The organism is Streptomyces sp. NPDC003036 (assembly GCF_040611175.1).
In the GTDB taxonomy this organism is placed as follows: Bacteria; Actinomycetota; Actinomycetes; order Streptomycetales; family Streptomycetaceae; genus Streptomyces.
In genome coordinates this window covers 292,334-315,440 of the sequence record NZ_JBEXNO010000001.1, presented here as the reverse complement: position 1 = coordinate 315,440, position 23,107 = coordinate 292,334, and the positions used below count along the sequence as shown (strand labels likewise).

The following is a 23,107-nucleotide window of genomic DNA, read 5'->3' as shown; positions in this document are numbered from 1 at the left end:
TTTCCATGCCGGAATCACAGGTCAATTCCCAGGTCGATTCACAGCTCGGTTCACGGGCCGGCTCCTGGGCCGAAGCGGCCGAACGCATCGGCGCCGACCTCCACCTGGAGCTGTCCCGTACGGGCAGCCGCCGCGCCGCGCTCCTCACCGCCCTGCGCGACGCCGTACGCGGCGGCCGGCTCGCCCCCGGTACACGCCTGCCGCCGTACCGCTCGCTCGCCGCCGACCTGGGCCTGGCCCGCAACACGGTCGCCGACGCGTACGCCGAGCTTGTCGCCGAGGGCTGGCTCACCGCCCGCCAGGGCTCCGGAACCCGGGTCGCCGAACGCGCCGCGCCCGCGAAGCCGCCCCGCGTTCCGAAGAAGTCCCCGGCGCTCCCCGCCCCCGCGCCCCGGCACGACCTGCGGCAGGGCACCCCCGACGCCTCCTCTTTCCCCCGCGCCGCCTGGCTCACCTCCGCCCGCCGCGCCCTGAACGCCGCCCCGAACGAAGCCTTCGGCCCCGGCGATCCCCAGGGCCGTATCGAGCTGCGCACCGCGCTCGCCGCCTACCTGGCACGCGCGCGCGGCGTGTACACCGACCCGGAGCGCATCGTCGTCTGCTCCGGCTTCGCGCACGCGCTGCGGCTGCTGTTCGGCGGCGGCGTCCTGCGCGGGCCGCTCGCCGTCGAGTCGTACGGGCTCGGTTTCCACCGCTCCCTCCTCCAGGCAGCGGGCGTCCGGACCGTTCCGCTCGGTCTCGACGAGGACGGTGCCCGGACCGAGGAACTGGCCTCCCTCACCGGCGGCGCACGGGCGGTCCTGCTCACCCCCGCGCACCAGTTCCCCACCGGCGGCCCGCTCCACCCCGCCCGCCGCGCCGCCGCGGTCGACTGGGCACGCGGACGCGGCGGTCTGGTCCTGGAGGACGACTACGACGGCGAGTTCCGCTACGACCGCGAACCGGTCGGCGCCGTCCAGGGCCTCGACCCGGCCCGCGTCCTCTACCTCGGGTCGGTCAGCAAGAGCCTGTCCCCCGCGGTACGGCTCGGCTGGATGGTCCTGCCCGAGCACCTCGTCGAGCCGGTCCTCACCGCCAAGGGCGAGCGGGAGGCGTGGGCGAGCGTCCTGGACCAGCTCACGCTCGCGGACTTCCTCGCGTCGGGCGCGTACGACCGCCACATCCGCCACATGCGCCAGCGCTACCGGCGCCGCCGCGACCGGCTGGTCGCCGCCCTCGCCGACCGCGCCCCGCACATCGAGCCCACCGGCATCGCGGCCGGCCTCCACGCCGTGCTGCGCCTCCCGCCGGGCACGGAGGCCTCCACGGTGAAGGCGGCCACCTGGCAGGGCATCGCCCTCGACGGCCTCGCCGCCTTCCGCCACCCCTCGGCCACGATGCCGCACCGCGACGGCCTGGTCGTCGGCTACGCCACCCCGCCGGACCACGCCTACGGCGCGGCGCTGGAGGCGCTGTGCCGGGCGCTGCCGCCCGGATAACGGCCCCGGATGGCCGCCCACACAACGGAGAACCCCCGCTGACACGAGGTCAGCGAGGGTTCCGGGCCCCGAGGGGCGCAGTAGGCCGTGTGGGACTCGAACCCACAACCAACGGATTAAAAGTCCGCTGCTCTGCCAATTGAGCTAACGGCCCGTGACCCGCAGCATAGCCCGGGCGCGGAGCGTCATGCCGAGCATAGTCCCCCCGCGTCGGGGAGCCGATCGAGTATCGGCCCTCCCCCGCGACGCGGAACGGGCCCATACGGCACCGGAGTGCTGTACGGGCCCGTCCGTCTCACAGGTACGGATCAGCCGTTGCGCTTCCAGCGCGGCTTGTCGTCGCGGCGGAAGCCGCCGCTGGACGGACGGTCGTTGTCGCGGCGGAAGCCACCGCTGGACGGACGGTCGTCGCGACGGTCGCGGTTGAACGGGCGGTCGCTGCCACGGTGGCCGCCGGAGGGGCGGTCGTCGCGACGGAAGCCACCGCTGGAGGGACGGTCGTTGTCCCGACGGAAACCACCCGACGGACGGTCGTTGTCGCGGCGCTCGAAGGAACGGCCACCACGGTCGTCACGGTCCCGGTTGAACCCACCACGGTCGTCACGGTCGCGGCGGAAACCACCCGACGGACGGTCGTTGTCCCGGCGGAAGCCACCGCTGGAGGGACGGTCGTTGTCCCGACGGAAACCACCCGACGGACGGTCGTTGTCCCGGCGGAAACCACCCGACGGACGGTCGTTGTCCCGACGGAAACCACCCGACGGACGGTCGTTGTCGCGGCGCTCGAAGGAACGGCCACCACGGTCGTCACGGTCCCGGTTGAACCCACCACGGTCACCGCGGTCGTCACGGTCGCGGCGCTGGAAGTTGCCCCGGTCGTCCCGGCGCTGGAAGCCACCCTCGCGACGGTCGTCACGGCGGTCGTCGCGGCGGTCGTCACGGTCGCGGCGCTCGTCGCGCGGCTGCTCCGGTACGGAGAGGGCGGCGGCCACCTCGGCGAGCTCGGCCTCCGCGGCCTCCGTCACCTCGGCGACGGCGGCCTCGGGGTCCTCACCGCGCTCGCGCGCGGCGCGGGCCACCAGGCGGTCGGCCTCCTCGCGCAGCTCGGCGGCGCGGCGCTGCACGCGCTCCAGCTGCTTGGTGAGCTCGGCGACCTCGCGCTCGGCCTGCTTGGCGGCGTTGTTCGCGGAGTCGGCCTGCACCTCGGTCAGGGACCGGGCGCCGGTGATCTCGGCGACCTCCGGGTCGAAGGCGCCGGCACCGCCGACGATGTGGCGCGAGGCGTCGACGCCCGCGTCCTCCATCAGGCGGAAGATCTGGCGCCGCTGGTGCGGCAGGGCCAGCGAGACCACCACGCCGGACTTGCCCGCACGGGCCGTACGACCCGAACGGTGCAGGTAGTCCTTGTGGTCACCGGCCGGGTCCACGTTCAGGACCAGGTCGATGCCGTCGACGTGGATACCGCGGGCGGCGACGTCGGTGGCGACGAGCGCGTTGACGTAACCGTCCTTGAAGTCGGCGAGGGTGCGGGTACGCGCGCCCTGCGTCATGCCGCCGTGGAGCGCGTCGGCCTTCACGCCCGCCTCGCGCAGCTGCTCCGCGATGCGGTCGGCGCCCAGCTGGGTGCGGACGAAGATGATGGTGCGGCCCTTGCGGGCGGCGATCGCGGCGGTGACCGGCGCCTTGTCCTTCGGCTTCACGACGAGGACGTGGTGCGTCATGGTCGTGACGTTGCCCTGGGCGCTGTCGACCTCGTGGACGACCGGGTCCGTGAGGTAGCGCTTGACCAGCGTGGCGATCTCGTTCTCCATCGTGGCGGAGAAGAGCAGGCGCTGACCGCCGGCCGGGACCTGGTCGAGCAGCTCGGTGACCTCGGGCAGGAAGCCCAGGTCGGCCATCTGGTCGGCCTCGTCGAGGACCGCGACCTGGACGGCCTCCAGCGAGCAGGCGCCGCGGTTGATGACGTCGCGCAGGCGGCCCGGGGTGGCGACGAGGACGTCGACGCCGCGCTCCAGCGCGTAGATCTGGTTGCCCATGGACGTACCGCCGCAGACGACCTTCATCTTCAGGCCGAGCACGTCGCCGTACGGCTGGAGGGCGTCCGCGACCTGCATCGCAAGCTCACGGGTGGGGGTGAGGATGACGCCGCGGGGCTTCTTCTTGTCGGTGTGGCCGCCGGCCAGGGTGGCGAGCAGCGGCAGACCGAAGGAGAGGGTCTTGCCGGAGCCGGTGCGGCCGCGGCCGAGGATGTCCTTGCCGGCCAGGGCGTCCGGGATGGTCGCGGCCTGGATCGGGAAGGGCGTGGTCACGCCGTTCTGCGCGAGCTTGCGGACGACGCCCTCGGGCAGACCGAGGTCCGCGAAGGTGATGGTCGGCTCGTCGTCGGCGACGACGTCCGCGATGGCGTCGGTCTCGACGGCCTCTACGGCCTCGACCAGCGCCTCGTCGGCCTCGGGCAGGACAGCGTGGTCAGAACTGAAAATGGACATGCGAAATGCGAAACCTTCCGGAGTCTCGGCACGCGCCCGTCAACTCCGTGTTTCGCAATTCGACCGCCTCGATGCGGTCAGCCACGGCTGGGAGTACGCGCCACACGCGGCGCGCTTCTGTCGGCGCCGGGCAAATGGGAAATGGGATCAAACGATCTACCACCATACGCACCTACCCCCACCCAACGCAAACCGACCCGTCTCAGGCGGGTGCGACCTGCGGCGATGCGTGCGGCTCGGCCGGCCAGTCCGGCGCCCCCAGCGCCTGCGTGCGCGTCGTGTCCGCCGCCGGCGACGCGGACGGCGAGTCGGACGGCTTCGGGCCCGGACCCGGGTCCGTGGGCGGGTCGGCCGGCGTGGGCGTGGGGTCCGCCGGGGTGGGCGCGGGCGGCGTCGGCGCCTGGCTGGGCGAGGCGTCCCCGCCACCGGGCCCGCCCGAGCCCCCCGGGCCGCCGCCCTCGCCGCCGGGCCCGCCGGCCGGAGGCGTGGGGTCGTGGGGCCGTCCCGGCCGGTCGCCGTCGCCGGGGGAGCCCGCGGACGGCTTGGCCGACGGCGCCGCCGAGGCGCTCGGCTCCGCGGAGGCGCCGGCCTCGCCGCCCTCCTCCGCCGCGCCGGGCTTCCCGTCCGGGCCGAGGCCCTCGGCGCGCCCCGCGTGCCGGGCGCCCGGTCCGGCGGCCGCACCGCCGTCCACGTCGGCCGCCGCCGCCGCGCCCGAGGGCCCGGCCGAGCCGGACGGCACGGGCTTGGCGCTCTCGTCGGACACGCTCATGCAGCCGCTGAGCGAGCCTGCGGAGGCCGCGACCGCCAGTGCGGTCACGGCCCATCGGACGGGGGCGGGCAACTGGCGCACGCGGGCACCTCCACAGGCACGGGTCAGGGTTTCCCTGCCCAACTCCCCACGCCCGTCAAGGACACGCCCGAAAGCGGGGGCCGTGCCCCCGGCCCCCGCAAGCCGCCCTCGCCGCCGTCAGCCGTAGCCCAGCTCGTGCAGCCGCTCGTCGTCGATCCCGAAGTGGTGGGCGATCTCGTGCACCACCGTGACCTCGGTCTCCGCGACCACGTCCTCGCGCGAGTCGCACATCCGCAGCGTCGGCCCCCGGTAGATCGTGATCCGGTCCGGCAGCACGCCCGCGTACCACTCGCCCCGGTCGGTCAGTGGAGTCCCCTCGTACAGCCCCAGCAGATCGGGGTCGTCGGACGACGGCTCGTCCTCCACGAACACCGCGACGTTGTCCATCAGCCGCGTCAGCTCCGGCGGGATCCTGTCCAACGCCTCGGCGACCAGTTCCTCGAACTCCTCGCGCGTCATCTCCAGCACCCGGCCATTGTCACGGATGACACGGACGTACGGGCATAGCCGCCCGCGCGCCCGGGCATACGGCGGCCATGGTCGCCCCAGCCGCTCTTCGCACCGCCTACGACCGCCTCCGCCGCCACTACCGCTCGCGCCACACCGGCCCCACGCCCGCCCTGGTCCACGCCCCGCACCCGTACGCACGCGCCGCCGGCCTGATCACCGTCGTCCTGTTCGGTGCCTGGCTGGGACTCCTGGTCGTCGGCAGCGTCCGCACGCCCGTCGGGCCGATGGACACGAGCATGACCCTGCGCCCGTCCCTCTCCGGCGGTACGAAGATCAACGTCTCGCCGCTCGGCGCGCTCACGCTCGACTCGCACCACGCGCCCATCCGCCTCGACGTGGACGTCGAGCAGCTCGACCCCGTACGCGCCCAGGCCCTGGTCAAACACCCCGAGCGGCTCGCCGGGCTCCAGGACGAGATCACCCAGGACGTCACGGACGGCACGCGCGAGCTGGCGCTGCGCTCCTGCGTCGCCGTCGTCACGGGCGCCACCGCCCTCGGCCTCGCCGTCTACCGCCGCCCGCGCCGCGCGGTGGCTGCCGGGGGCCTGGCGCTGGCCCTGCTGGCCGCCTCGGGCGCCTCGGCCTTCGCCACCTGGAACCCGAAGTCCGTCCTCGAACCCAAGTTCTCCGGACTCCTCTCCTCCGCCCCCTCCGTCGTCGGCAACGCCCGCTCGATCGTCAGCGAATTCGACGTGTACCAGAAGGAGTTGGCTCGGCTCGTCACCAACGTGACCAAGCTGTACGAGGCGACCTCCACGCTCCCGACCTACCAGCCGGACCCGGCGACCATGCGGGTCCTGCACGTCTCCGACATCCACCTCAACCCGGCCGCCTGGGAGATCATCCGCTCGCTCGTCGAGCAGTACCGGATCGACGTGATCATCGACTCCGGCGACACCATGGACCACGGCACCGCCGCCGAGAACGGCTTCCTCGACCCCATCAGCGACCTCGGCGCGCCGTACGTCTGGGTACGCGGCAACCACGACTCCCAGGCCACCCAGCGCTACCTGGAGAACCTCGACAACGTCCACGTCCTCGACCAGGGCCGCGCCGTCACGGTCGCTGGCCTCCGGGTGGCCGGCACGGGCGACCCCCAGTTCACGCCGGACCGCTCCGTCGCCCCGGCGGGTGACGACGCCGAACGCGCGGCGGGCGCCCAGCTGGCGGACGCGCTGAGCCGGCAGCGGCAGGCGGGCACGCCCGTGGACATCGCGGTCGCCCACAACCCCGTGGCCGCGCAGGAGACCGACGGCGAGGTGCCCCTCGTGCTGGCGGGACACGTCCACCGCCGCGTGACCAAGCTCCTCCCGGACGGCACCCGCCTCAAGATCGAGGGCTCCACGGGCGGTGGCGGCCTGCGCGCCCTGGAGCGGGACGAGCCCGAGAAGGTCCACGCCTCCGTCCTCTACCTGGACCGGGACACCCGGCACCTCCAGGCGTGGGACGAGATCACCCTGGGCGGCCTGGGCCTGACGACGGCCGAGGTCAGCCGCCACCTCCCGGAGGAGAACCGCCCGGACGCCCCCGCCCCCAGCCCGTCCCCCACACCGCCCGCCGGCCCCTCGCCCAGCCGCTCCCGATAAAGCGTTTTGGCGAACCGTCCCCCCATCCCATATGCTTCTCACGTCCCCGACGCGCTGATGAAGCGCCCAGGCGGGCCATCAGCCCTCATCGTCTAGTGGCCCAGGACGCCGCCCTTTCAAGGCGGTAGCACGGGTTCGAATCCCGTTGGGGGCACGCATTACCGTGTGCGAGACTAGAGCTCGCACAATGCTTGGTCCTGTGGAGCAGTTTGGAGTGCTCGCCACCCTGTCAAGGTGGAGGCCGCGGGTTCAAATCCCGTCAGGACCGCTGCGGCTCGCAAGAGCCGCGTGGCTGGGTAGCTCAGTTGGTACGAGCGTCCGCCTGAAAAGCGGAAGGTCGCCGGTTCGACCCCGGCCCCAGCCACCACCACGAAGGCCCCGTCCCAGGACGGGGCCTTCGCCGTTCCCTCTCCGGGACCGGGACCGGGACCGGGACCGGGACCGGGAGGCAGTGGGGGCGCCGCCCCCACCACACCCAGGCCCCCCGCCCAGGGCGGAACCTCACGCACCCCGCCGGTGGCGCCACCCCCGCGCCCCCAGCACCACCGCCGCCACCGCCACCGCGCCCAGCAGCAGCGCCCAGTCGGGCACCGCGCGGCCCAGCGCCGCGACGCGGGTCTCCAAGGCGTACGACTCGTCCACCGACAGGAGGCCCGGCAGGGCCGTCGTGCCGTCGAAGGCCAGGAACAGCACGCCCAGCGCGACGAAGAACAAGCCCGACAGCACCGACGTGCTGTGCAGGTCGAAGCGGCCCACGCGCAGCGCCCGCCCCCGGAGCCAGGCGCGCCGCCCCAGGTCCCAGCGCTCCCAGAACACGGCCAGCAGGAACAGCGGCACCGCCATGCCGAGGGCGTACACCGCCAGCAGCAGGCCCCCGTAGACCGGATTGCCGCCGAGCGCCGCGACCGTCAGGACGCTGCCCAGGATCGGCCCCGCGCAGAAGCCCGCCAGGCCGTACACCAGGCCCAGCGCGTACACCGACACCGCCGAGACCGGGCGGATACGGCCGCTGACCTCGGCGAGGCGCCGCGAGGCGAAGCCCAGGCCCACCGCCTGCGCCACGCCCAGCGCGACGATCAGCCAGCCGCCCACGGACACCAGCAGGTCCCGGTGCCCGTAGAAGAGCCGGCCCGCGACGGACCCGGCGGCGCCCAGCGGGACGAGGGTGGTGGCGAGGCCCGCGTAGAAGATCCCGGTACGGGCGAGCAGCCGGCCCGGGCTGTCGATCGAGTACGCGAAGAACGCCGGCAGCAGCAGGGCGCTGCACGGGCTCAGCAGCGCGAGCAGCCCGCCCAGCAGGGCGGCCAGGTACCCGATACCCGTCACTTCGCCGCCTCGCGCCGAGCGGACTCGATTGCGCTCGCGAACGTCTCCATAGGCTGCGCACCCGCGATCGGCCGCCCGTTCACCAGGAAGGACGGGGTCGAGGTGGCACCCAGCGACCACCCCTGCTCCTGGTCCGCCGCCACGGCCGCCCGCGCCGCCGCGCTGTCGACGTCCCGCCCGAACCGGTCGAGGTCCGGCACGCCCGCCTCCCGCGCCAGCGCGAGCAGCCGGTCCTTGGCGAAGCCCCGCTCCTTCGCGCCGTCGGCGTACGCGGCCCGGTGGAACGGCCAGAACCGCCCCTGCTGCCCCGCCGCCCACGACGCGCGCGCCACGCGCTCGGACTCCTCGCCGAAGATGGGGAAGTTGCGCCACTCGATGCGCAGCACCCCGGCCTCGACGTACTTCTCGATCAGCGCGGGCTCGATGTCGCGGGCGAACTTCCCGCAGTAGCCGCACGCGAAGTCGGCGTACTCGATCATCACGACGGGCGCGTCGGCGCGCCCTAGGGCCAGGGGGTCCGCGGCGTCGCGCCGGGCGTACTTCTCCAGCTCGGGATAGGCGGCGACCTGCTGTTCGGCCTGCTGTTCGACGACCGCAGGGGGGCCGGGCCTGGTCGCGGTGTACGAGGCGAGGCCGGCCAGCGTGGCGACGACGGCGACCCCCGCGCCGATCAGATACGGCTTGGTCTTCGACTTCTTGGACATGGTGGAGCGACTCCTGAGCACGAGGAAGGGAAAAACCGGCGGCACGACGTGCGTACGTACGCACGCGCCGGCGGCTATACGCGCAGGATCGACAGCTCCACCGGCGTCGGCCCCGCCGCCCACGGCGGCGCCCGCTCCGGCCGGACGCCCGCCGGAACCGGATCACCGTGCCACAGGGGCACCCGTGGGTCGGTGTGCGGCGCGGACGGCAGGCAGTCCGCCGTCACCGAGCGCGGCGGAACGGCCGGTTCCAGCCCGCCCGCCCGGGCCAGGGGGTCGCACGAGGGCCCCTGGCCGGCGGCCGCGGCCACCACATCGTGCGAGCCGTCCGCGGCCCCGGACCCGCAGAGCGGGAACAGCGCCGCCACCAGCACCAGCACGGCGGCCGCCACACGGCACCACCGCCACCGGCCGCCGGTGAAACGCATGCGGACCGCCCTTCCATGACCCAAGATCGTCGACTCGCCGGAAATGGTACGGGGAAATCGGTTCGCCACTCCGTCGCCGCGAGTGAGATCCTGGAGCAGGTATGTCTACTTCCCTCGCCGACCTCCAGACCCTGCTGGCCCAGGTCTCGCTGCGCGACGCGCACCGGCTGGGCCGCCGTCTCGAAGGGTCCCGCCGCATCCGCAAGCCCGAGGCCCGTCAGGCCGTACTGGACGAGATCGCCGCCGAGGCCACCAAAGCCGCCGCCCGAACGGCCGAGCGGGCGGCGCGCATGCCGGAGATCACGTACCCCGAACAGCTGCCGGTCAGCCAGAAGAAGGACGAGATCCTGGAGGCGATACGCGACCACCAGGTCGTGATCGTCGCCGGTGAGACGGGCTCCGGCAAGACGACCCAGATCCCCAAGATCTGCATGGAGCTGGGGCGCGGCGTGCGCGGCATGATCGGCCACACGCAGCCCCGCCGCCTCGCCGCCCGCACGGTCGCCGAGCGCGTCGCCGACGAGCTGAAGACCCCGCTGGGCGAGGCGGTCGGCTGGAAGGTCCGCTTCACGGACCAGGTGAACCCGGACGCGACCTTCGTCAAGCTGATGACGGACGGCATCCTGCTCGCCGAGATCCAGACGGACCGCGAGCTGCGCGCGTACGACACGATCATCATCGACGAGGCCCACGAGCGCAGCCTCAACATCGACTTCCTGCTCGGCTACCTCGCCCAGCTGCTCCCCAAGCGCCCCGACCTCAAGGTCGTGATCACCTCCGCGACCATCGACCCGGAGCGCTTCTCCCGCCACTTCGGCGACGCGCCGATCGTCGAGGTCTCCGGCCGTACGTATCCGGTGGAGGTCCGCTACCGCCCCCTCCTCGAAGAGGACTCCGAGGACTCCGACCGCGACCAGATCACCGCGATCTGCGACGCGGTCGACGAGCTCCAGGCGGAGGGCCCCGGCGACATCCTGGTCTTCCTCTCCGGTGAGCGCGAGATCCGCGACACGGCGGACGCGCTCGTGAAGAAGAAGCTGCGCAACACCGAGGTCCTCCCCCTCTACGCCCGCCTCTCGCACGCCGAGCAGCACCGCGTCTTCCAGGCGCACCCGGGCCGCCGGATCGTCCTCGCCACGAACGTCGCCGAGACGTCCCTGACCGTCCCCGGCATCAAGTACGTCATCGATCCCGGCACCGCCCGCATCTCCCGCTACAGCCACCGCACGAAGGTGCAGCGCCTGCCGATCGAGCCGGTCAGCCAGGCCAGCGCCAACCAGCGCAAGGGCCGCTGCGGCCGTACGTCCGACGGCATCTGCATCCGGCTGTACTCCGAGGACGACTTCCTCGCCCGCCCCGAGTTCACGGACGCCGAGATCCTCCGTACGAACCTGGCGTCGGTCATCCTCCAGATGACGGCGGCGGGCCTCGGCGACATCGAGAAGTTCCCCTTCATCGACCCGCCGGACCACCGCAACATCCGCGACGGCGTGCAGCTCCTCCAGGAGCTCGGCGCCATCGACCCGGCGCAGAAGGACCCGAAGAAGCGGCTCACCCAGCAGGGCCGCAAGCTCGCCCAGCTGCCGGTGGACCCGCGTCTGGCCCGCATGGTCCTGGAGGCGGACAAGAACGGCTGCGTGCGCGAGGTCATGGTGATCGCGGCGGCGCTCTCCATCCAGGACCCGCGCGAGCGCCCGGCGGAGAAGCAGGCCCAGGCCGACCAGCAGCACGCTCGCTTCAAGGACGAGACGTCCGACTTCCTCGCCTTCCTCAACCTCTGGCGCTACATCCGCGAGCAGCAGAAGGCGCTGTCGTCGTCGGCGTTCCGCCGGATGTGCAAGTCGGAGTACCTCAACTACCTGCGCATTCGCGAATGGCAGGACATCTATACGCAGTTGCGTACGGTCGCGAAGCAGATGGGCATCCACCTCAACGACGAGGACGCCCCCGAGGACCGCGTCCACGTCTCGCTGCTCGCCGGCCTCCTCTCCCACATCGGGATGAAGGACGTGAAGGAGGGCGCGAAGAACGAGTACCTGGGTGCCCGCAGCGCCAAGTTCGCGATCTTCCCCGGCTCCGCGCTCTTCAAGAAGCCGCCGCGGTTCGTGATGTCCGCCGAGCTGGTGGAGACCTCCCGGCTGTGGGCGCGGGTCAACGCGAAGATCGAGCCCGAGTGGATCGAGCCGCTGGCGGAGCACCTGCTCAAGCGCACGTACTCCGAGCCGCACTGGGAGAAGGACCAGGCGGCGGTGATGGCGTACGAGAAGGTCACGCTGTACGGCGTGCCGATCGTGGCGCAGCGGAAGGTCCACTACGGCCGGATCGACCCCGAGACCAGCCGGGAGCTGTTCATCCGCCACGCGCTGGTGGAGGGCGACTGGCGCACGCACCACAAGTTCTTCGCGGACAACCGCAAGCTGCTGACCGAGGTCGAGGAGCTGGAGCACCGCGCCCGGCGCCGCGACATCCTCGTGGACGACGAGACGCTCTTCGACTTCTACGACCAGCGGGTGCCCGAGCACGTGGTGTCGGGCGCGCACTTCGACTCGTGGTGGAAGCACAAGCGGCGCGAGGCGCCGGACCTGCTCGACTTCGAGCGCGAGATGCTCATCAACGAGAAGGCGGGCGCGGTCACCAAGGCCGACTACCCCGACTCGTGGCGGCAGGGCGCGCTGAAGTTCCGTGTGACGTACCAGTTCGAGCCGGGGGCTGACGCGGACGGCGTGACCGTGCACATCCCGCTCCAGGTGCTGAACCAGGTGACGGACGAGGGCTTCGACTGGCAGATCCCGGGCCTGCGCGAGGAGGTCGTCACGGAGCTGATCCGCTCCCTGCCGAAGCCGATCCGCCGCAACTACGTGCCCGCGCCGAACTTCGCGAAGCGGTTCCTGGACACGGCGGTCCCGCTGGAGGAGCCGCTGGACGTGGCGCTCGCCCGCGGGCTCCAGCGGATGGTGGGCGTCCCGGTCGACGCCGACGACTTCGACTGGTCGAGGGTGCCCGACCACCTGAAGATCACCTTCCGGATCGTCGACGAGCGGCGCCGCAAGCTCGCCGAGGACAAGGACCTGGAGACCCTGAAGCTCCAGCTGCGCCCGAAGGCCCGTCAGGCCCTCTCCCAGGCCGCCGCGGCCGCCACGGCGGGCCCCTCGGGCTCCGGGCAGTCCCTGGAGCGCACGGGCCTGACGGACTGGACGATCGGCACGCTGGTGAAGGTCTTCGAGACGCGGCGCGCCGGCCAGCCGGTCAAGGCGTACCCGGCGCTCGTCGACGCGGGCGACACCGTCTCCGTACGGCTCTTCGACACGGAGGCCGAGCAGGAGCAGGCGATGTGGCGCGGCACGCGCAGGCTCATCATGCTGAACATCCCGGTGAACCCGGCGAAGTTCGCGGCCGACAAGCTGACGAACCAGCAGAAGCTCGCCCTGTCCCGCAATCCGCACGGCTCGGTGCAGGCACTCTTCGAGGACTGCGCGACCGCGGCGGCCGACCGGCTGATCGCCGACCACGGCGGGCCGGCGTGGGACGAGGAGTCCTTCCGCAAGCTGTACGACAAGGTCCGCGCCGACCTCGTCGAGCTGACCATCCGCACGGTGGCCCAGGTGCAGCAGATCCTGGCCGCCTGGCAGTCCTGCGAGCGGCGCCTGAAGGCCACGAACAGCCTGGTCCTGGTGAGGAACGTCCAGGACGTACGGGGGCAGCTGGCGGCCCTCGTGCCGGCCGGCTTCGTGACGAAGACGGGCCTGCGGCGCCTGCCGGACCTGATGCGCTATCTCGTGGCGGTGGACCGGCGGCTCCAGCAGATGCCGACGGCCGTCCAGCGCGACACCACGCGCATGGAGAAGGTCCACGAGATGCAGGACGAGTACGCCTGGCTGCTGGAGCAGCTGCCCAAGGGCCGCCCGGTGCCGCAGGAGGTGCGGGACATCCGCTGGATGATCGAGGAGCTGCGCGTCAGCTACTTCGCCCACGCCCTGGGCACCGCCTACCCGGTCTCCGACAAGCGCATCGTGAAGGCGATCGACGCGGCCGCGCCGTAGTGACGGGGGCGTCGCCTTGAGTGAGTTCGACCGCACCCCGTGACCTGCTGTACAGTCTCTCTCGCAGCCAAGCGCAGAACTCAACCGGCTGCGAAACCTGGTCCTGTGGAGCAGTTTGGAGTGCTCGCCACCCTGTCAAGGTGGAGGCCGCGGGTTCAAATCCCGTCAGGACCGCAGTAAGCAGTACGAAGAAGGCCCGGATCCTCAGGATCCGGGCCTTTTCGTCGTCTTGACGGCGGCATCTGCCGGGGGTACCCAAGCAACAAGGGGTACGGGGCCCTTCGGCGGAGGTGACGCGGATGCCCAGCACACCGGTCAGGCCGGGCCGGCCCGATCTGCCGGACCGGCCGGTCAGGCACGAGACCCGCGCGCTGCTCCGCGCCCATCTGGCGGCCGCTTCCGGCTACCGGCACGTCACCCCCCGCTGCGTCGTCTGCCGCCGCCTCCAGCGGCTCGCCATGGAGGCCCCGGACGACGGCGGGAACGGCCCGGACGGAGGCACCGAAGACCCCTTCCCGGAGCTCTCCGCCGTGTGACGCGAGTCACGAAACCTGTTTTGAAAACTGCTCAGCTTACGCCCTGCCTACAACGGCCCCATTTAATATGTGCAATTGCACCAGTCGGGAGGGGTCGCGGAGCCGACCTCCGCCGACCCCCACCGGGCCCCTGCGCGGGCATAAAAAGATCGCGCTGGACCCGGCGGAGTCCAGCGCGATCGATGACGAAGGCCCGTTGGGGCGGGCAGCCGTCGGTGGAGCCATGGGTGGGCGGACCGGGTTGGGGGATCCGGAAATGCCCGGTTCAGCGGGGTGTTCGGGGTGTATCAGGCCTCGCTGCGCTGCTGCGGAATGCCCGCCAGCAGTGCGCGGACCTCTGCCTCGCGGTACCGACGGTGTCCACCCAGGGTGCGGATGGACGTGAGCTTGCCCGCCTTCGCCCAGCGGGTCACCGTCTTCGGGTCCACGCGGAACATCGTGGCAACCTCAGCGGGGGTCAGCAGCGGCTCGGCATCAGGGGTGCGAGCGGTCATGAGCGGCCTCCTCGGGAGAACCGAACCTTCTCGGTTCTTTCCTCTAAATTCTGCACCTTGACCCGCGTTGCCCGAAATGGCGGACGCGAGCCGAGTCGGTTATAGGACGAACGGCTTGTCCTCGGCACTACAACTACACCATCTGTCCAGCCACGTTCGGCCAAACCGACGGAATTGCCCTCTCAGGTGTTCATCAGCGACGGAAGCCGATGGACCATGCCATAACGGACAGTCACGTCACAGTGACGATCAGTCACAGAGCGATCAGGAGCCACCAGACCCCCCATAGCGTGCAATGCTTAGCCTTCCGCCCACACTTGGACGGAAGGAGCCCCTCCCGGACTCCTTGTCCTATTTTGGCATGAGGTCGGGTGATGGGCGCAAGAGCCCGGTTAGTGCTGTCCGTCACGCTTGACACAAAGGCCCGGATCGGGACCTAGGGCCCGATCGGCCCGCACGACCGGTCGGCCGAGATCATCTCAGTTGGCGAACTGCCGGTCCCGCACCGACCGCCACCGCTCCATCAGCCGCTCGTACGCCGCACCCGCGCCGGCCGCGTCGTCGGCCCGCAGCGCCGCGATGCCCTCGGCCACATCCGCCGCCGACCGGTCCGAGGCGAGCTGCTCGGCGGAGAGGGCGTGCACCAGCCCGCCGTAGTCGAGCTCCACCAGCGAGCGCGGGTGGAACTCCTCCAGCCACCGCCCCACGTCCACCAGACCCTCGATCAGCGGGCCCTCGTCGATCGACTCGCGCAGGGTCTTCAGCGCCCGCGCCACCCGCCGCCGCGCCTGCACCATCGGCGTCCGGTAGCGCAGCACCGGCGCCTTGTCCGGGCCGGCGGCCGCCGCGTACTCCCGCTCCTCGTCGGAGAAGAGCGCGAACCAGCGCACCGGCACCTGCCACACCGAGGTGCGGATCCACGGCCGCGCGTCCGGGTTCTGCTCGCGCCACCGCTCGTGGTCGGCCTCCGCCTGCCCGCGCACCACCGGCGGCAGCGCCGCGTCCAGGACCACCGCCGGCAGCAGGCCCGGCAGCTCCTCCAGCGCCAGCCACCCGCGCATCCGCGTGCGCCACGGGCACACGCACACCACGCCGTCCACCTCCACCACGAAGGCGTCGGCACTCTCGTGCACCGGCACCGGAACCGGCGGCGTGCCCACGAGCCCGGCCAGCGAGCGGCGCAGCTCGTCCTGCGCCGTCGGGGCGGTCCCGTCGGCGACACGGCGCGCGTAGTGGGCCCAATGGCCCCGCTCCGGCTCCGGGAAGGCCGCCAACGGCTCGTACACGCGCAGGTAGGAGGCGTACGGGACGAGGACCGAAGTGACCGCTGGCATGTCGCAAATCCTTCCACGCCAGTACTCCGGGAGGGGGTGATCCTCGGCACTGGGTCCCCTCTACGCACAGGTAGGACTTACTCTCTTGCCGTCAAGGCCCTCCCCCACCCGCCGGGGGGCCTCCTTCGCCGCTTCGTACTTGGGAGTCACCACCGTGACCGATGTGACCGACGGCGTCCTGCACACCCTGTTCCACTCGGAGCAGGGGGGCCACGAACAAGTCGTGATCTGTCAGGACCGTGCCACCGGCCTCAAGGCCGTCATCGCCCTCCACTCGACCGCCCTGGGCCCGGCCCTCGGCGGTACCCGTTTCTACCCGTACGCCTCCGAGGCCGAGGCCGTCGCCGACGCGCTCAACCTCTCCCGGGGGATGTCGTACAAGAACGCCATGGCCGGTCTGGAGCACGGCGGCGGCAAGGCCGTGATCATCGGCGACCCGGAGAAGATCAAGACCGAGCAGCTGCTGCTGGCGTACGGCCGGTTCGTCGCCTCGCTCGGCGGCCGGTACGTCACGGCCTGCGACGTCGGCACCTACGTGGCCGACATGGACGTCGTCGCGCGGGAGTGCCGCTGGACCACCGGCCGCTCCCCCGAGAACGGCGGCGCCGGTGACTCCTCCGTCCTCACCGCCTTCGGCGTCTTCCAGGGCATGCGCGCCTCCGCCCAGCACCTGTGGGGCGACCCGACGCTGCGCGGCCGCAAGGTCGGCGTCGCGGGCGTCGGCAAGGTCGGCCACTACCTGGTCGAGCACCTGCTGGAGGACGGCGCCGAGGTCGTCATCACGGACGTGCGCGCGGAGTCGCTGCGTCGCGTCACCGACAAGTTCCCGCAGGTCACCGTGGTCGCGGACACGGACGCGCTGATCCGTACCGAGGGCCTGGACATCTACGCGCCGTGCGCGCTCGGCGGTGCGCTCAACGACGACACCGTGCCCGCCCTGACGGCGAAGGTGGTGTGCGGCGCGGCCAACAACCAGCTCGCGCACCCCGGCGTCGAGAAGGACCTCGCCGACCGCGGGATCCTCTACGCGCCGGACTACGTCGTCAACGCGGGCGGCGTGATCCAGGTCGCCGACGAGCTGCACGGCTTCGACTTCGACCGGTGCAAGGCGAAGGCCACGAAGATCTTCGACACCACGCTGGCAATATTCGCACGTGCGAAGGAAGACGGCATTCCGCCGGCCGCGGCGGCCGACCGGATCGCCGAGCAGCGGATGGCCGAGGCACGCCGCCGGTAAGGCCGGAATTCCCGCGTTCATGTGAGTTGACAGGGGTGCCCCGCCGACGGGGCGTGAGCCCGCTCGCCGGGAGGACCGGAGAGAGACAAGACTCACGCCGGTCGGCGGGTCGCCCGCCACGAAGAGGTTAAAATCGCAGCTGACCAGCGAGGACAGGGCACCTCGTCGGTCCGGCTCCGAGGCGCCTCGTGCGGGCGACGTACCGTATGGCGGCGGAAGCAGGTACCGTTGAAGCCCTACGGGCCGGTCTCTCCACGGAGAGCCCGTTCCGAATCATGAACGCGTGTCAAGACTCTGGGGCCGTCGAGCCCCGTCACCGAGGGGGTCGAGCCATGGGGCGCGGCCGGGCCAAGGCCAAGCAGACGAAGGTCGCCCGCCAGCTGAAGTACAACAGCGGTGGGACGGACCTCGCACGCCTGGCCAGCGAGCTGGGCGCATCTTCGAGTCAGCCACCGAACGGCGAGCCGTTCGAGGACGACGACGAGGAAGACGACCCGTACGCCCGCTACGCGGAGTTGTACAACGACGACGATGACGAGGACGAAGAGTCCGGTCCGTCGTCCCAGCGTCGCGGCGCTTGACGCCTGCACTCTTCTTCACCCGGTCCGGGACCCTGTCCCGGACCGGGTTCTGTGCTGTCCGCCGTCTGAGACGTCTCGGCTGACCGGCGATTCCCTCCCGAGGGAGTCGCCGGTCCCCAGCCGTGCCGCCGTCAGGCCGTGGCGTACTCCCCAACCAGCTCGGCGCCGGTCGCGCGGTCACCGCGGTCGGTGATCTCGCCGGCGACCCAGGCGTCGACGCCCCGGTCCGCCAGGGTGGTCAGCGCCACGTCGACGGAGTCGGCGGGGACGACGGCCATCATGCCGACGCCCATGTTCAGCGTCTTCTCCAGCTCCAGCCGCTCCACCTGCCCGGCCTTGCCGACCAGGTCGAAGATCGGGTCCGGCGTCCAGGTCGCGCGGTCCACCGTGGCGTGCAGCGCGTCCGGGATCACCCGGGCCAGGTTGGCGGCGAGACCGCCACCGGTGATGTGGCTGAAGGCGTGCACCTCGGTGGTGCGGGTGAGCGCGAGGCAGTCCAGCGAGTAGATCTTGGTGGGCTCCAGCAGCTCCTCGCCGAGCGTCCGGCCAAGCTCCTCGACCCGCTGGTCCAGGCTCATGCCCGCGCGGTCGAAGAGCACATGGCGTACGAGCGAGTACCCGTTGGAGTGAAGGCCGGAGGACGCCATGGCGATGACGGCGTCACCCGTACGGATGCGATCGGGGCCGAGCAGCCGGTCCGCCTCGACCACGCCCGTACCGGCGCCCGCGACGTCGAAGTCGTCCGGGCCCAGCAGGCCGGGGTGCTCGGCGGTCTCGCCGCCGACCAGGGCGCAGCCGGCCAGGACGCAGCCTTCGGCGATGCCCTTGACGATGGCGGCGACCCGCTCGGGGTGCACCTTGCCGACGCAGATGTAGTCGGTCATGAAGAGCGGCTCGGCGCCGCAGACGACGATGTCGTCCATGACCATCGCGACCAGGTCGTGGCCGATCGTGTCGTACACGCCCATCTGGCGGGCGATGTCGACCTTCGTGCCGACGCCGTCGGTGGCGGAGGCGAGGAGCGGTCGCTCGTAGCGCTTGAGGGCGGAGGCGTCGAAGAGGCCGGCGAAGCCGCCCAGGCCGCCGAGAACCTCGGGGCGCTGCGTCTTCTTCACCCACTCCTTCATCAGCTCGACGGCGCGGTCGCCCGCTTCGATGTCGACGCCCGCGGCTGCGTAGCTGGCACCGGTGGTCTCAGTCTCAGACATGACTGTGAGAGCTTTCGTGTCGTACTGCAGGGATTGCGGGGTGCTGTTACAGGCGGCGGAGCGCATCGGCCGCGGCCGTGGCGGCGGGGCCGGCGGCCAGCTCGGTCTCCAGCAGCTGCTTGCCGAGCAGCTCGGGGTCCGGCAGCTCCATCGGGTACTCACCGTCGAAGCAGGCGCGGCAGAGCTTCTGCTTCGGGATGGTGGTGGCCTCGATCATGGCGTCGATGGAGATGTACGAGAGGGAGTCGGCGCCCAGCGACGTGCCGATCTCCTCGACCGACATGCCGTTGGCGATCAGCTCCGCGCGGGTGGCGAAGTCGATGCCGAAGAAGCAGGGCCACTTCACCGGCGGCGACGAGATCCGGATGTGGACCTCGGCGGCGCCCGCCTCGCGGAGCATCCGGACGAGTGCGCGCTGGGTGTTGCCGCGGACGATCGAGTCGTCGACGACCACCAGGCGCTTGCCCTTGATGACTTCCTTCAGCGGGTTCAGCTTCAGGCGGATGCCCAGCTGGCGGATGGTCTGCGACGGCTGGATGAAGGTCCGGCCGACGTAGGCGTTCTTGACCAGGCCCGCGCCGAAGGGGATGCCACTGGCCTCCGCGTAACCGATGGCGGCGGGGGTGCCGGACTCCGGGGTCGCTATGACCAGGTCGGCGTCGACCGGGGCTTCCTTGGCGAGGCGTCGGCCCATCTCCACGCGGGAGAGGTAGACGTTCCGGCCGGCGATGTCGGTGTCGGGGCGCGCCAGGTAGACGTACTCGAAGACACAGCCCTTGGGCTTCGCTTCTGCGAATCGTGAGGTGCGGATGCCGTTCTCGTCGATGGCGATCATCTCGCCCGGCTCGACCTCGCGGACGTATGCCGCACCGCAGATGTCGAGGGCGGCGGACTCGGAGGCGACGACCCAGCCCCGCTCCAGGCGGCCGAGGACCAGCGGGCGGATGCCCTGCGGGTCGCGGGCGGCGTAGAGGGTGCCCTCGTCCATGAAGACGAGCGAGAAGGCGCCCCGGACCTCGGGGAGCACCTTGGCGGCGGCTTCCTCGATGGTCAGCGGCTTGCCGTCGTCGTCGACCTGGCCGGCGAGCAGCGCGGTGACGAGGTCGGTGTCGTTGGTGGCGGCCACCTGCGTGGCGCGGCCGTCCATCTTGGGGAGGTCGGCGACCATCTCGGCGAGCTGCGCCGTGTTCACCAGGTTGCCGTTGTGGCCGAGCGCGATGGAGCCGTGGGCGGTGGCCCGGAAGGTCGGCTGCGCGTTCTCCCACACGGAGGCACCGGTGGTCGAGTAGCGGGCGTGTCCGACCGCGATGTGGCCCTGGAGGGAGCCGAGGGAGGTCTCGTCGAAGACCTGGGAGACCAGGCCCATGTCCTTGAAGACGAGGATCTGGGAGCCGTTGCTGACCGCGATTCCCGCGGATTCCTGGCCCCGATGCTGGAGGGCGTAGAGCCCGAAGTACGTGAGCTTTGCGACCTCTTCACCCGGAGCCCAGACACCGAAGACGCCACAAGCGTCCTGGGGGCCTTTTTCGCCGGGAAGCAGATCGTGATTGAGTCGACCGTCACCACGTGGCACGCCTCCGAGTGTAGGCGAGATCGACCACTGGTCCGAATTGGTGAAGGGGCCGCCGACCCGAAGCGGAGCCCGGGGTTTCGGCGGGCACCGCGCTGACCAGCGGGCTTTGCCGGATGGCGCGGCGCAGGGGGTGTGACGGACCTCGCAGTCGGCTCCGCAGTCGGCCCGGAGCTACTTCTCGCTCGCCCGGGCGGCGAAGCCCGTGCCGTCGGCGGCGGTGAGGGTCAGGGTGCGGTGGTCGATCGTGTACGTGGCCGTCCCTTCCATCACCTTGAGCAGGGCGCGTTCGACGTCCATCGCGGGTCCGGGGCAGAGCTTCCGGGTGGAGGTCACGCGGCCGAAAGTGATCGCCTGGCCCTCGGTGGTGACGGTCGCGGTGAAGCTGTTGCAGCCCAGGTTGCCGCGGATGGAGCCCTCCTTGCCGCGCACCTTGCCCTCGCTCTTGCCGCCGTCCTCCGTCACGACGAAATGGGCCTTGCCCTCGGCGCCGGCCGGCAGCGAGGAGACCGCCTGGCCCGAGGTGAGGGACTCGACGGTCCAGGTGGTGCCGGTGAGCGGCGCCGGGCGCCGCTCGGACAGCACCACGGTGTCGCCCCGGTCGGTGGTGAGGGTCAGCCGGCCCTTGTCGAGCGCGGCCTTGAGCGGCCCGTCGAGCGCGGACCTCAGGGCGTCCTCGAAGCTCTGGACGCTCCCCTCGCAGGCCATCTCGGTCATGCCGGGGTCGCTGATGGTGATGGTGTCACCGTCGATGTCGGCCCTGGCGTTGAAGTGGTTGCAGCCGTAGTTGCCCGTGACCTTGCCCTTGGCGTCGACCTGGACGTGCGCCCGGGCCGGGGCGGTGTGCTCGCGGCCGTCGACGGTGACGCTGTCGACGGCCCAGTGCACGCCGGTGACCGGCACGTCCGGACGCCCGGAGCCGCCGCCGTCACTCGCGCCGGACCCCGGTTCGGTGCCGCAGGCGGTGAGGGCGAGGAGCGCGACGAGCGCGGCTGACGCGGTGAGGTGGTGCTTGTGCGTGGTCGGCATGACTCTGGGACGGGCCAGGCCCCGGACCGGTTCCGCTCCGGCGCCCTCCACCGCCGACGCCCCTGCTCAGCCCAGGAGCGGCAGCAGCGCCGCCAGGTCCGCGCGCTCGCCACTGGCGCTCACCTGGGCGGCGGAGAGGGCCTCCTGCCAGGTCGTACGGCCCGTGGCCAGGCGGATCCAGGTCAGCGGGTCGGTCTCCACGACGTTCGGCGGGGTGCCCCGGGTGTGCCGGGGGCCCTCGACACACTGCACCACCGCGTACGGAGGCACCCGCACCTCCACCGAACCGCCGGGGGCCTTCACCGCGAGCGCGTCGGCGAGCAGCCGGGTGCAGGCGGCCAGGGCCTGACGGTCGAACGGGACGGCGAGTCCGGTGGCGTCGTTGAGGTCGTCGGTGTGGACGACCAGCTCGACGGTGCGGGTCACCAGGAAGTCCGCGAGGCGCACCCCGCCGAACCGCGTCTCGATCAGCCGCTCGTCCGGGGCCGCCGCCAGCGCGTCCGCGAGGTTCCGCCCGGTCTCCTCGTACAGCGCCGCGAGCCCGGCCGGGTCGACCGCCGCCGCCTCGGCGATCTCACGCGCGGCCGCGTCGACGTCCTCGGCGTACTGCCGGGTGGCGGGCGCCCACTCCGTCAGCTCCAGATCGCGGCTCGCGGGCTCGGGCGCCGCCACGCCCCGGATCAGGGAGCCCAGCCCCATGCTGATGTGTGCGGCGAGCTCCCGTACGGTCCACTCCCCGAGCCGGGTCGGCAGGGCGAGCTGCTCGGGCGTGAGGGTGAGGACCGCGTCCCGGACGTGGCCGAACTGCGCGAGGACGGCGGCGCGGGTCTTGGCGGGGTCGTAACTACGGGTGCGCTTCTTGGCAGTTGGCATGGGCCGAGGTTAGTTCAGGGCCGACGGTGAAGGCCTCGCCGTTTTTGGGCACGCCCACGCCCCGCCAGGTCCAGGGCACACCCCGCGCGGTGCGCGCGTCGGGACCGTCCATGAGCTGGAAGTGGAGGTGCGGCTCGGTGGAGTTGCCGGAGTTCCCGCAGCGGGCGAGCTCCTGCCCCGCGGTGACCCGGTCGCCCGCGCGGACCGCGAGCGAGCCGCGCCGCAGGTGCGCGTAGACCGCGTACGTACCGTCGCCGAGGTCCAGCACCAGGTGATTGCCCACGATGCGGCGGGCGCCGCCCAGGGAGCGGAACAGGCCCTCGACCACTATGAAGTACAGGAGCGCGGGCAGGGAGGTACGGCTCAGGTGGTCGCGCTGGCCGTCCTCGGCGTGCACCACCGTCCCGGCTGCCACCGCGAGCAGCGGCTCCCCGAAGGCCGGGAAGTCGCGGTTGGCCCGGGCGACGGGCCACAGCCAGGCGAACCCCGGGCGGGGGCGCTGCCCGGACTCGGCGACGATGTCGATGGCGTACGTCTGGCCTAGCTGGTGGGTGCCGTGGCTGGGCACCTTGTCGGCGGGGCTGTTCAGCGCGGTCCAGGTGCCGGTCACGGGCGGGTCGACCTCGACCGCCTCGCGGCCCTCGGCGGCGAGGCGGCCCGTCTCCGCGCGGTTCAGGCCGACGCGGAGGGCGATGGCCGCGACGGCCGGCAGCCATCCCAGCCAGTAGTTGTACGGAAGCGGCACCCAGATCGACGCCAGCGCCTGGACGATGAAGGCGAGCCACAGCAGGCGCGCGAGCGTCGCGGCCCCCCTGCGGGTGCGTACGGACATGG

19 protein-coding genes and 5 tRNA genes are annotated in these 23,107 nt (G+C 71.9%); 10 read left to right on the top strand and 14 right to left on the bottom strand.

Annotated elements, in window-relative coordinates; translation table 11 throughout:
- Window positions 1-5 precede the first annotated feature (5 nt).
- Complete coding sequence (locus tag ABZX67_RS01500; protein WP_355352657.1) at window positions 6-1,478, top strand: PLP-dependent aminotransferase family protein; 1,473 nt, start codon at window positions 6-8, stop codon at window positions 1,476-1,478.
- 81 nt (window positions 1,479-1,559) lie between these two features.
- On the opposite strand, the gene ABZX67_RS01495 is transcribed toward ABZX67_RS01500, so the two are convergent.
- The 4 genes from ABZX67_RS01495 to ABZX67_RS01480 form a co-directional block, all read right to left on the bottom strand.
- Window positions 1,560-1,632, bottom strand: a tRNA-Lys gene (locus ABZX67_RS01495).
- A 154-nt stretch (window positions 1,633-1,786) separates the two neighbouring features.
- Window positions 1,787-3,967 carry a DEAD/DEAH box helicase gene (locus ABZX67_RS01490; protein WP_355352654.1) on the bottom strand — a complete coding sequence of 727 codons (2,181 nt, stop codon included), beginning with the start codon at window positions 3,965-3,967 and terminating at the stop codon, window positions 1,787-1,789.
- Window positions 3,968-4,169: 202 nt separating this feature from the next.
- Window positions 4,170-4,817 carry a hypothetical protein gene (locus tag ABZX67_RS01485; RefSeq protein WP_355352651.1) on the bottom strand — a complete coding sequence of 216 codons (648 nt, stop codon included), beginning with the start codon at window positions 4,815-4,817 and terminating at the stop codon, window positions 4,170-4,172.
- 117 nt (window positions 4,818-4,934) lie between these two features.
- Window positions 4,935-5,285, bottom strand: coding sequence for a metallopeptidase family protein (locus ABZX67_RS01480; protein ID WP_355352648.1), 351 nt, complete (start codon window positions 5,283-5,285; stop codon window positions 4,935-4,937).
- 68 nt (window positions 5,286-5,353) lie between these two features.
- Here ABZX67_RS01480 and ABZX67_RS01475 point away from each other — a divergent pair, with 68 nt between their 5' ends.
- The 4 genes from ABZX67_RS01475 (at window position 5,354) to ABZX67_RS01460 (ending at window position 7,280) form a co-directional block, all read left to right on the top strand.
- Window positions 5,354-6,913 (top strand): metallophosphoesterase, encoded by a 1,560-nt coding sequence (locus tag ABZX67_RS01475; protein WP_355352645.1) that lies wholly within the window; start codon window positions 5,354-5,356, stop codon window positions 6,911-6,913.
- An 81-nt stretch (window positions 6,914-6,994) separates the two neighbouring features.
- A tRNA-Glu gene (locus ABZX67_RS01470) sits at window positions 6,995-7,067 on the top strand.
- A gap of 39 nt (window positions 7,068-7,106) precedes the next feature.
- Window positions 7,107-7,181: transfer RNA gene (locus tag ABZX67_RS01465), tRNA-Asp, on the top strand.
- A gap of 22 nt (window positions 7,182-7,203) precedes the next feature.
- Window positions 7,204-7,280: transfer RNA gene (locus tag ABZX67_RS01460), tRNA-Phe, on the top strand.
- 134 nt (window positions 7,281-7,414) lie between these two features.
- Here ABZX67_RS01460 and ABZX67_RS01455 read toward each other — a convergent pair.
- The 3 genes from ABZX67_RS01455 to ABZX67_RS01445 all read right to left on the bottom strand — a co-directional run bounded on the left by ABZX67_RS01455 (window position 7,415) and on the right by ABZX67_RS01445 (window position 9,371).
- Window positions 7,415-8,239: a cytochrome c biogenesis CcdA family protein gene (locus ABZX67_RS01455; RefSeq protein ID WP_355352642.1), complete on the bottom strand. Its 825-nt coding sequence runs from the start codon at window positions 8,237-8,239 to the stop codon at window positions 7,415-7,417.
- Window positions 8,236-8,943, bottom strand: coding sequence for a DsbA family protein (locus ABZX67_RS01450; protein ID WP_355352639.1), 708 nt, complete (start codon window positions 8,941-8,943; stop codon window positions 8,236-8,238). Before ABZX67_RS01450 ends, ABZX67_RS01455 begins: the two co-directional genes overlap by 4 nt.
- A 74-nt stretch (window positions 8,944-9,017) precedes the next feature.
- Window positions 9,018-9,371 carry a hypothetical protein gene (locus tag ABZX67_RS01445; RefSeq protein WP_355352636.1) on the bottom strand — a complete coding sequence of 118 codons (354 nt, stop codon included), beginning with the start codon at window positions 9,369-9,371 and terminating at the stop codon, window positions 9,018-9,020.
- Window positions 9,372-9,472: 101 nt separating this feature from the next.
- Between ABZX67_RS01445 and hrpA the strand changes: the two genes are divergently transcribed.
- The 3 genes from hrpA (at window position 9,473) to ABZX67_RS01430 (ending at window position 13,947) form a co-directional block, all read left to right on the top strand.
- Window positions 9,473-13,411: an ATP-dependent RNA helicase HrpA gene (hrpA, locus tag ABZX67_RS01440; RefSeq protein WP_355352633.1), complete on the top strand. Its 3,939-nt coding sequence runs from the start codon at window positions 9,473-9,475 to the stop codon at window positions 13,409-13,411.
- A 99-nt stretch (window positions 13,412-13,510) separates the two neighbouring features.
- Window positions 13,511-13,585 (top strand) — tRNA-Asp (locus ABZX67_RS01435).
- Window positions 13,586-13,710: 125 nt separating this feature from the next.
- On the top strand, window positions 13,711-13,947 hold the full coding sequence (locus tag ABZX67_RS01430) for a DUF6274 family protein (protein ID WP_355352630.1): 237 nt from the start codon (window positions 13,711-13,713) through the stop codon (window positions 13,945-13,947).
- Window positions 13,948-14,234: 287 nt separating this feature from the next.
- Here ABZX67_RS01430 and bldC read toward each other — a convergent pair whose 3' ends face one another.
- Window positions 14,235-14,441, bottom strand: coding sequence for a developmental transcriptional regulator BldC (bldC, locus tag ABZX67_RS01425; RefSeq protein ID WP_003949541.1), 207 nt, complete (start codon window positions 14,439-14,441; stop codon window positions 14,235-14,237).
- 479 nt (window positions 14,442-14,920) lie between these two features.
- The gene (locus ABZX67_RS01420; protein WP_355352627.1) at window positions 14,921-15,775 is read right to left on the bottom strand and encodes a hypothetical protein; all 855 of its coding nucleotides are present in this window, start codon (window positions 15,773-15,775) and stop codon (window positions 14,921-14,923) included.
- Window positions 15,776-15,929: 154 nt separating this feature from the next.
- Here ABZX67_RS01420 and ABZX67_RS01415 point away from each other — a divergent pair, with 154 nt between their 5' ends.
- Both ABZX67_RS01415 and ABZX67_RS01410 read left to right on the top strand, forming a co-directional pair.
- A complete protein-coding gene (locus tag ABZX67_RS01415) occupies window positions 15,930-17,012 on the top strand; it encodes a Glu/Leu/Phe/Val dehydrogenase dimerization domain-containing protein (RefSeq protein WP_355352624.1) in 1,083 nt (360 codons plus the stop codon).
- Window positions 17,013-17,344: 332 nt separating this feature from the next.
- Window positions 17,345-17,593 carry a DUF3073 domain-containing protein gene (locus ABZX67_RS01410; RefSeq protein ID WP_355352621.1) on the top strand — a complete coding sequence of 83 codons (249 nt, stop codon included), beginning with the start codon at window positions 17,345-17,347 and terminating at the stop codon, window positions 17,591-17,593.
- Window positions 17,594-17,724: 131 nt separating this feature from the next.
- Here ABZX67_RS01410 and purM read toward each other — a convergent pair whose 3' ends face one another.
- From purM to ABZX67_RS01385, 5 genes are all read right to left on the bottom strand, one after another.
- A complete protein-coding gene (gene purM, locus ABZX67_RS01405) occupies window positions 17,725-18,801 on the bottom strand; it encodes a phosphoribosylformylglycinamidine cyclo-ligase (protein ID WP_355352618.1) in 1,077 nt (358 codons plus the stop codon).
- Window positions 18,802-18,847: 46 nt separating this feature from the next.
- Entirely contained in the window at window positions 18,848-20,374 is a 1,527-nt protein-coding gene (gene purF, locus ABZX67_RS01400) for an amidophosphoribosyltransferase (RefSeq protein WP_355352615.1), read from the bottom strand.
- 171 nt (window positions 20,375-20,545) lie between these two features.
- Complete coding sequence (locus ABZX67_RS01395; RefSeq protein WP_355352612.1) at window positions 20,546-21,400, bottom strand: META domain-containing protein; 855 nt, start codon at window positions 21,398-21,400, stop codon at window positions 20,546-20,548.
- Window positions 21,401-21,466: 66 nt separating this feature from the next.
- A complete protein-coding gene (locus tag ABZX67_RS01390) occupies window positions 21,467-22,273 on the bottom strand; it encodes a sterol carrier family protein (RefSeq protein WP_355352609.1) in 807 nt (268 codons plus the stop codon).
- Window positions 22,245-23,105 (bottom strand): M23 family metallopeptidase, encoded by an 861-nt coding sequence (locus ABZX67_RS01385; protein WP_355352606.1) that lies wholly within the window; start codon window positions 23,103-23,105, stop codon window positions 22,245-22,247. Before ABZX67_RS01385 ends, ABZX67_RS01390 begins: the two co-directional genes overlap by 29 nt.
- Window positions 23,106-23,107 lie beyond the last annotated feature (2 nt).